This is a genomic window from uncultured Capnocytophaga sp. (genome assembly GCF_937936315.1).
Taxonomy (GTDB): Bacteria; Bacteroidota; Bacteroidia; order Flavobacteriales; family Flavobacteriaceae; genus Capnocytophaga.
On the sequence record NZ_CALGWU010000028.1, the window covers coordinates 1 to 6,114 of the forward strand.

Consider the following 6,114-nt stretch of genomic DNA (forward strand, 5'->3'; position numbering starts at 1 on the left):
TGGAGGTTTTCACCTCTTTATCGGTTGAAGCATACAAAACAGTGTATTGTTCTGTTCCTAATTGTTTTTCGCTAAGGGCAGCAGAAAGATACGCTAGTTCCCAATTGGCGAACTTGTCTAAAATGATGAATACGATTTTTTTCATTGCAATAATTTAATTTATTAGACATATCTTTCATAATAGATAGTCTTTAAAATTTTGATAAATCTTCTTTTAGAATTCAATTTGTCTAATATATATGGTTTTAGAATCATCTCCTCAAAAAAGATAATTAATGTAAGTAGAAGAAGTAGGATTAATAGTAATAAAAAATCATTTAGGTCTTTAAAGAATTTTTCTATATAGTCTTTAAATAAAAAACCTATTAATCCAACTACGAAAATAGTAATTTTATAGTCATATTTTATTTCTTTAGTAAATTCTTCATAGTTGTCAATTAAGAAGGATAGTTTTTCCTTTCCTAAATTCACTCCTAACAGCTTTTCTAACTCTTTTTTTTGAATTTTCAAACCCCAATTCTTTTTAAAATTTCCTTTTTTGTTAATTACATATTTATATTTTTGTAAAACAATTTGTTTTTGTTTTTTAATGAAAAATATACTTAATAAGACCATAATTATTAGACTTAGTATATAAAATATTATTGCTAATATAGATGATTGTGAAAAATGGAAATAGGAACTAAGAATGAGAAAAAATATAGGAACTATAAAAGCATACCAATATTTGAAAATAATTCGCTTATTTATTAAATTCCATAAGGAAATATTTTTATTATAACTATAGATTTCTTGTAATAAAATATTTTGCATAAGTATTTATTTTAGCTTTAAACCTTTCTATATCTGATATTAAACAATATAAATACACCAATGTGTGACCTATTCTTTTTCTTCTAAAGTAGCTTCTGAAAGTAATTCATTAAAGCTATTAGCTATTTTGCGAGTAGATTTATCGTCAAGCCAATAGTCCCAAACTGACCCATCGGAGAGGTTGAAGTATAGTCTGGAGTCATCACCTAGACTACCAAAAACAAAAGTGTTTTCAGTATTAGGTTTATCAAGATATTGTAGTAATTGCCACGCTTGATAGTCTCTGCTCAGCTTTTCAAAAAGGAGGTTACGATTTTTAATATCCAAATCTTTACCTTTGTACTGATAAAGGCAATATAAATCAAAACTGTTGAGGATTTCCTTGTAAAGAGCAGGAAGTTCAAAGGAATGTTTTTGTTCTGTTTCTGTAATTCTATTCATATTTTTATTTATTAAATAATCTAAGTTAATTGTATTTCTTCTGCGTCTTCTAAGTTTTCTATTAGGATAGGGGTTTCTTCTTCAAAGTGAAAAGAAACGCCATAAGGCTCGCAAAAGCTAAAACCTCCTTCAGCAAAATGCAATATCCATTCTTTGTTGTCATAAAATAGGAACTGCGGACTTTCAAAAGGAACTTCCTGTAAGGGAACACTTAACAAACGTTTTTCTTCATCTGAAAGATGAAAGCCTTCTGAGCTTATTAGCAGTTGTTCTTGAAAATAAGAAAGAGCCTTGGCAACCAACTTATCTGCGTAGGCAAGGATTTTTTCAATAAAAGCAATAGTATCAGGTGTGATGTTTTCACTTTTGCTAAACACAGAAAAAGGAAGCTCTAGGGTTTCTTTATAGAAATCACTCTCCCAAAGGAATGAGGCCTCCCAAAAATATGCTTCTTCGACTTTTTCTTTGAAAGTAAGAGTGCCAAACTTGGTGATATAACTTGATATGCTCATTGCTTTAACCAATTAATTTCTTCTTTACTAAGGAGAAAGTATTTATATACAAAGTTTTCGCAGGCTTCTTGTTCGCTATCAAAAGACTGTTCATCAGAGAAACTATGCCAATCGGCAAGGCATACGACCCATTGGTTTTCTCGTTGCAGAAAACAAGTGTTATCCACAGCTAGGCTGCCACTCTCAAAAGTATCAGTCTTGAAATAGCACCAAGAAGGGTTGTAGTTTAGGTTTTCTAAAGTTTGTAACAACTCTTTAAACGATGAGATAGGGAGCTGTTCTTTTATTTGGGTTAAAAGCTGTTGTCTTTTCATTTTTTCTTGTTTCTTTTTCTTGGAAAACCAAATGAGTATAAACGCCCAAGCCAAAAGAGCTATTAATGGAGGGGCAAGTATATTGTAATTCACAAGAGTAAAATTGTATTTTTAAATTTCAAACATTCTATTTTTCAGGGTCTCTGTTTTCGGCCAAATATTGTTCTTTGATTTCACAACTTCTTCATCAACAAGGAAGCTCTAAGGTTTCTTTATAGAAATCACTCTCCCAAAGGAATGAGGCCTCCCAAAAATATGCATCTTCTACTTTTTCTTTGAAAGTAAGAGTGCCAAACTTGGTGATATAACTTGATATGCTCATTCCGCTAATTGTTATATGTTTATAGGGTTTTATGCTTATTTTTTTCAAATTCAACGATAGTGTTATCAATAATTTCTTTGAGCTGGTAAGAGGCAATGCCCAGCGGCTTGTTTACATCGGTGAGAGACCATTCTACCAGCAATTCGTCTTTATCTTTACAGATGAGTAGCCCAATAGTAGGATTGTCGCCTTCTCCACGCAAGAGTTTATCAATGGCAGTTACATAGAAGTTCAATTTTCCGATATATTCAGGAACGAAAAGTGTTACTTTGAGTTCTACCACTACATAGCACTTCATCGGAATATGGTAAAAAATGAGGTCGGGGAAAAAGCTCTGTCCTTCGGGCATACGCAACTCCATTTGTCGCCCAACAAAAGCGAATCCTTGTCCTAATTCCAACAAAAAGCGAGTAATGTTTTGCATCAAAGCCTCTTCAAGCGCTCGTTCGGAATAGTCTTTGGCAAGGGAAAGAAAATCGAAATTATAAGGGTCTTTGAGGATTTCGGTAGCCAAATTAGCTTGAGGGATAGGCAATTGAGTGTCAAAATTGCTAATAGCTTTCCCTTGTCGTTCAAAGAGGTTACTTTCTATGGTATGCACTAATTGTACCCTGCTCCAATTATGATAGATCGTCTGCTTGATATAGAATAGAGCCTCAGAAATAGAGTTACATTTTCTCATTATTTCAGTATGGTGTCTCCAAGGTATTAAGCCAAAATCTTTAGGCATCTCTAAAAAGCTACCAACTTGGTAGCTTTTTGTAAGTTCTTGATAATAAAATAAATACCATTGTCTTATGTTTTTAATATTGGCTACAGAAAAACCAGTAGCTTCAGGGAAAGCTTCTTTCAAATCCAAACTTAGTTGGTTGATAAAGCCACTACCCCAAGCCTTTTCGGTTTGCATTTTTACAATATCACTACCCAAGCTCCAGTAGAACTCTAAAAGGGCAGTATTCACCTTTATGGCTGTTTTGATTTGCGATTGCTGGAATCGTTGTTTGATTTCTATCAGCCATTGGTGGTATTCTTTATTGGGGAGGTTTTGTGCTCCAAAGGTAAAAGTAGGGGCTTCTTTCATTGTGGTTGTTTTAAGAATTTTGATAAGTTTATATAATTACACTCTTCCACTTTTCAGGATCTCTGTTTTCAGGCAAATACTGTTCTTTGATAGTATCTAATAGCCAGCGATCTTCTACGAGTTTGTACTTGTACTCGCGCTTGTAATTCATTTTTGCATACTCTCTGTCGGTAAATATAGAGGCTTTTTTACCCGTGATTTGCACTTCGGTAATGCTTTCTTTAGAAGGGTCGTAGTTAGGAGGAAAGCCGTGACAGGTGTACTGAGCGCCGCCATATTTGCGCTCGCGTTCGGTGATGTATTCCTTATAAATAGGGATACGCAGCTCTGTTTGTTGCTCACAAAAGTCTTCCCAAGAAAGCGTTTTCTTTTTCTCCACTTCTTCTTCGTCAACTCTGTTGGCTTCTGTTTCCCAGTCGTACATCGCTTGCAAGAAGGCAGTGAAACGCTGGCGTAGGGTTTGTTCTGTTTCTGTCATTTTGGATTATAATTTTAAATTGTCATTTTCGTCAAACTCCCAAAAAGGATTATAAGCAACTTCAAAGAGGTAGCCGTCCAAGTCCTTGAAATAGCCGCTATATCCACCCCAAAATACTTTTTGAGCTGGCTTGACAATAGTAGCTCCTAATTCACTGACCTTAGATAAAACAGCATCTACTTCTGCTTCCGATTTGGCATTATAACTAATTGTTATTCCTGCAAATGTACTTGACTGATAAGGTAGCGTAGTATCTTCGGAGAGTTCTTGTAAAGGATATAATCCTAATACAATTCCTCCCAAAGGGAAAAGAGCATACTCCTCCATACTTTTGTCCGACTTCTGCCAGCCTAAGTTCTCATAAAAGGCAAGAGCTTTCTTAAAGTCGCGGACACCTAAAGTGATAAGTGTAAATTTCTGTCTCATTTTTTAATATTTTTCTTTATAAAGTTCCTTTTTCTTTGCACCATAGGTGATATTCCTTAAGCCAAAGCCGCCAATCCTCGGGACAATGATAGGTATCCATATACTTTTCTTGTTCTTCTATGCTTAAAGAATGCCAATATTCCAAAAAAGTGTCTCTATAATGCTCTTGATAGCCCTGATTCCAGCGAGGAGCCCCATAGAAACTATGAGGAAAGACAATCCAAAACGGAAATACTTCTTTATACTCCTCTATTTCCTTCTTAAAATGCTCCCTTTTGTCTTCTTCATAGAATGTTATTTGTACAAAAAAGAGTTTGTTGGCTTCTCTTGTAATCTGGATTTGTCCTTTGCTAAGGCTATAAGGCGCTTTGCTAAAGAAATGCCTAATACTTTTGGGACTAACCTCTCTTTCTGCTGCCTCTATACGCTTATAGAGGGCTACAGGGATAAAGAAGTCATACCCAAAAATAGGATAGGTTTTACAAAAGAAATTTTTGAGCTTTGAGAACATAATCTTGAATTAACTAATTAACACTTCTCTTTCTTTCTTGGGGACTTTGGCAAGTACTTGGTCGTAAGAGTGCTGTATCATCTCCTTGATAAGGGTAGGGGGTAAGCCTTCTAAAAGTACAGTATTCCAATGTTTTTTGTTGAGGTGGTAGCCTGCCACAATCTTGTTAGGAAACTCCTCGCGGAGTTCTATCGCACGCTCGGGGTCGCATTTGAGACTCACCCGCAAAGGTACTGATTCTAAACTTGTAAGCACAAAAATACGATTACAAATCCGAAATACTAAAATATCCTCGCCAAAAGGCATATCCTCCGTAGCGAAAGGCATAGAAAGACAACTGTCTCTAAGTTCTTCTAAGTTCATTTTATTTAGATAAAAGATTTCAGTAATTAGTTATTAGGTTTCAGATCATATAAAACTCCTGTATATTCACACACACTACAGATAAGTCTTTTTCCTTATTGCGGACAATGCCATAGAAACGATTTTTATACCAAAGCATCTGTTGCTCGTAATCAATAGTGTATTTGCCTATGTCTAATGAATGGATGATCTCTCCAGTTAAGGCATTTATAAGCATAGGCTTTTGTTTTTTATCACTTATGATAATACGTTCTCCACTTCGTACAAAGTGTACGGTTTGTCCTGTATTATAACTAAATACAGTTTGTCCGTTATTTAGTGAAACTCCATAAAAATAGCCTCCTTTACCTGCTGTACCAAAGTATAAGATATCGTTATATTCCTCTATTTCAGTGTAAAGATAAGCAGAGAGTTTGTATTTCCAAAGTGTTTTTTGGTTCTGTTTATCTCGGCAGCTCATCATAAAGGGAGATTGCATAAAGACTTCTTTATCTCCAAAAGAATAGACTTTCGCATCGTTGAAAATTCGCTTTTGAGGAATACAGCAGAAAGGCTGTTCTATTACTTCATTTTCAGTAATTTCAAATACCTTATTGGTTACAAAAATGTTGTCGAGTTTATAGTATTCAATGAGTATAAAAAGTCGTTCACCTTCCCGATAATAGTAAGCATCACTTCTATAACAAGGTTCATCTTCCTCAAAGGAGAAAGAAACTCGTTTTTGTGATGTAAAATCTTCTGAAAAGATATCTACAAGAATATGACGATCTACATACACTCCGTTTTTCACCATCTTTTTAGAAACATCAGCTGAGGCAAATTGCAATACAGCTATTTTCTCCTGAAAAGGGAC

General features: G+C 34.7%; 11 protein-coding genes. All 11 read right to left on the minus strand.

What is annotated here, in order from left to right; translation table 11 throughout:
• Nucleotides 1–162: 162 nt before the first annotated feature.
• The gene (locus Q0162_RS05315) at nucleotides 163–813 is read right to left on the minus strand and encodes a hypothetical protein (RefSeq protein ID WP_297890124.1); all 651 of its coding nucleotides are present in this window, start codon (nucleotides 811–813) and stop codon (nucleotides 163–165) included.
• Between the two features lie 69 nt (nucleotides 814–882).
• Nucleotides 883–1,254 carry an SMI1/KNR4 family protein gene (locus Q0162_RS05320; RefSeq protein WP_297890126.1) on the minus strand — a complete coding sequence of 124 codons (372 nt, stop codon included), beginning with the start codon at nucleotides 1,252–1,254 and terminating at the stop codon, nucleotides 883–885.
• Between the two features lie 20 nt (nucleotides 1,255–1,274).
• Entirely contained in the window at nucleotides 1,275–1,766 is a 492-nt protein-coding gene (locus tag Q0162_RS05325) for a hypothetical protein (protein ID WP_297890128.1), read from the minus strand.
• Nucleotides 1,763–2,173, minus strand: a complete 411-nt coding sequence (locus Q0162_RS05330) for a hypothetical protein (protein ID WP_367272168.1) — start codon at nucleotides 2,171–2,173, stop codon at nucleotides 1,763–1,765. Before Q0162_RS05330 ends, Q0162_RS05325 begins: the two co-directional genes overlap by 4 nt.
• 94 nt (nucleotides 2,174–2,267) lie before the next feature.
• The gene (locus tag Q0162_RS05335; protein ID WP_297890132.1) at nucleotides 2,268–2,402 is read right to left on the minus strand and encodes a hypothetical protein; all 135 of its coding nucleotides are present in this window, start codon (nucleotides 2,400–2,402) and stop codon (nucleotides 2,268–2,270) included.
• 19 nt (nucleotides 2,403–2,421) lie between these two features.
• Complete coding sequence (locus tag Q0162_RS05340; RefSeq protein ID WP_297890134.1) at nucleotides 2,422–3,483, minus strand: PDDEXK nuclease domain-containing protein; 1,062 nt, start codon at nucleotides 3,481–3,483, stop codon at nucleotides 2,422–2,424.
• A gap of 28 nt (nucleotides 3,484–3,511) precedes the next feature.
• A complete protein-coding gene (locus Q0162_RS05345; RefSeq protein ID WP_297890136.1) occupies nucleotides 3,512–3,961 on the minus strand; it encodes an NTF2 fold immunity protein in 450 nt (149 codons plus the stop codon).
• A 6-nt stretch (nucleotides 3,962–3,967) separates the two neighbouring features.
• Complete coding sequence (locus Q0162_RS05350; protein WP_095901184.1) at nucleotides 3,968–4,387, minus strand: VOC family protein; 420 nt, start codon at nucleotides 4,385–4,387, stop codon at nucleotides 3,968–3,970.
• Between the two features lie 16 nt (nucleotides 4,388–4,403).
• Nucleotides 4,404–4,898: a hypothetical protein gene (locus Q0162_RS05355; protein ID WP_297890139.1), complete on the minus strand. Its 495-nt coding sequence runs from the start codon at nucleotides 4,896–4,898 to the stop codon at nucleotides 4,404–4,406.
• Between the two features lie 9 nt (nucleotides 4,899–4,907).
• Nucleotides 4,908–5,261, minus strand: a complete 354-nt coding sequence (locus tag Q0162_RS05360) for an MmcQ/YjbR family DNA-binding protein (RefSeq protein ID WP_297890141.1) — start codon at nucleotides 5,259–5,261, stop codon at nucleotides 4,908–4,910.
• Nucleotides 5,262–5,301: 40 nt separating this feature from the next.
• The coding region (locus Q0162_RS05365) for a dehydrogenase (protein WP_297890143.1) at nucleotides 5,302–6,114 on the minus strand (813 nt) is incomplete at its 5' end.

Excerpts from the sequence above, each read along its gene's own strand:
- Q0162_RS05315 (WP_297890124.1), bottom strand. The coding sequence starts at position 813 with ATGCAAAATATTTTATTACAAGAAATCTATAGTTATAATAAAAATATT.
- Q0162_RS05335 (WP_297890132.1), bottom strand. The coding sequence starts at position 2,402 with ATGAGCATATCAAGTTATATCACCAAGTTTGGCACTCTTACTTTCAAA.
- Q0162_RS05360 (WP_297890141.1), bottom strand. The coding sequence starts at position 5,261 with ATGAACTTAGAAGAACTTAGAGACAGTTGTCTTTCTATGCCTTTCGCT.
- Q0162_RS05320 (WP_297890126.1), bottom strand. The coding sequence starts at position 1,254 with ATGAATAGAATTACAGAAACAGAACAAAAACATTCCTTTGAACTTCCT.
- Q0162_RS05355 (WP_297890139.1), bottom strand. The coding sequence starts at position 4,898 with ATGTTCTCAAAGCTCAAAAATTTCTTTTGTAAAACCTATCCTATTTTT.
- Q0162_RS05345 (WP_297890136.1), bottom strand. The coding sequence starts at position 3,961 with ATGACAGAAACAGAACAAACCCTACGCCAGCGTTTCACTGCCTTCTTG.
- Q0162_RS05340 (WP_297890134.1), bottom strand. The coding sequence starts at position 3,483 with ATGAAAGAAGCCCCTACTTTTACCTTTGGAGCACAAAACCTCCCCAAT.
- Q0162_RS05325 (WP_297890128.1), bottom strand. The coding sequence starts at position 1,766 with ATGAGCATATCAAGTTATATCACCAAGTTTGGCACTCTTACTTTCAAA.
- Q0162_RS05350 (WP_095901184.1), bottom strand. The coding sequence starts at position 4,387 with ATGAGACAGAAATTTACACTTATCACTTTAGGTGTCCGCGACTTTAAG.